This window comes from Mycobacterium sp. (genome assembly GCF_008709575.1).
Classification (GTDB): Bacteria; Actinomycetota; Actinomycetes; order Mycobacteriales; family Mycobacteriaceae; genus Mycobacterium.
This window is the reverse complement of sequence record NZ_VYIK01000203.1, coordinates 1-997: the sequence shown is the minus strand read 5'-3', so window position 1 is coordinate 997 and position 997 is coordinate 1. Positions and strand designations below refer to the sequence as shown.

Genomic DNA, 997 nt, shown 5'->3' with positions numbered 1-997 from the left:
AGTGGACCCTGTTGTCAACCTCCGCCGATGCCGATACAGGCACACACAGACGTAACAAACCTCAAATGCCTGTGTCGGCGGCTAGCGGATTGCGCGCTGCTGCAAGCCAATCACGTTGTCCAAGCCCGGTGGGCCTGGAACCCAGTGACGTCGCGACCCGGGACAGTCAGACCACCCAACGTCGGGCCGTCGATGTCCAGCGGTCACGATCGCCTCGTGGGAGCGGGGACACCAGCAACGCAAGAAGCCTTGACAACTGCGGGGATGCAAGGACACTTGACAGTGTGAGGGTGCGGCGCAGCGCGTGCAAGCACGGCGTCACCGAGCAGGACATAGCCCACGCCTTCCGCAACGCAGTCAAATTCATACCGTACGAGTACGAAGGCGAGGAACGATTACTGATCATCGGACCGGCGCGCAACGGAGCGATGCTGGAGCTGACGGCCGTTCCCGCCGATGATCCCGACCGCATCATTCATGCCGACAATCTCAGGCCATCTTTCTACCACTACTTGAAATGAGGTGATTACCATGCCTGTCACCCACGACCACACCGGACTTGACTGCGTGGACCCCGCAACCCACCCGGCACGGGACGCGACGGCGTTTCGCCGCATTGTCGCCGCAACCGAAGCCGTGCACAACGCCGAAACCGAGTTGATCGACGCTGTGACCGAGGCTCGGCGGCGCGGCGACTCGTGGACCGCTATCGCCGTGGCACTCGGTACGACACGTCAGGCCGCCCAGCAGCGGTTCGGAAAACTGACGGGCTGACCGGCCCCTGCCCCGGCCATCAATGAAATCACTTCAACCCGCGAAACCGACGAACAGATGGGGGTAGATTTCCGACTTGTCAGCATACTCAGATTCCTGCAGCAGTACCGCGATTGGCTCACCAACCAGAAAACCCGCCCCAACGCGGCTTGACAACTATAGGAGCATCACCCCCGAGGAGCTGGAGCTACTCAACGAGCTGTGGGAGCTGGTGTCGCTGCGC

General features: G+C 61.7%; 2 protein-coding genes. Both read left to right on the top strand.

Annotated elements, in window-relative coordinates; translation table 11 throughout:
• Nucleotides 1–290 precede the first annotated feature (290 nt).
• A complete protein-coding gene (locus tag F6Q13_RS17885; RefSeq protein ID WP_293059419.1) occupies nucleotides 291–521 on the top strand; it encodes a hypothetical protein in 231 nt (76 codons plus the stop codon).
• A gap of 10 nt (nucleotides 522–531) precedes the next feature.
• Nucleotides 532–774, top strand: a complete 243-nt coding sequence (locus F6Q13_RS17880) for a hypothetical protein (RefSeq protein WP_293059417.1) — start codon at nucleotides 532–534, stop codon at nucleotides 772–774.
• The last annotated feature ends 223 nt before the right edge of the window (nucleotides 775–997 follow it).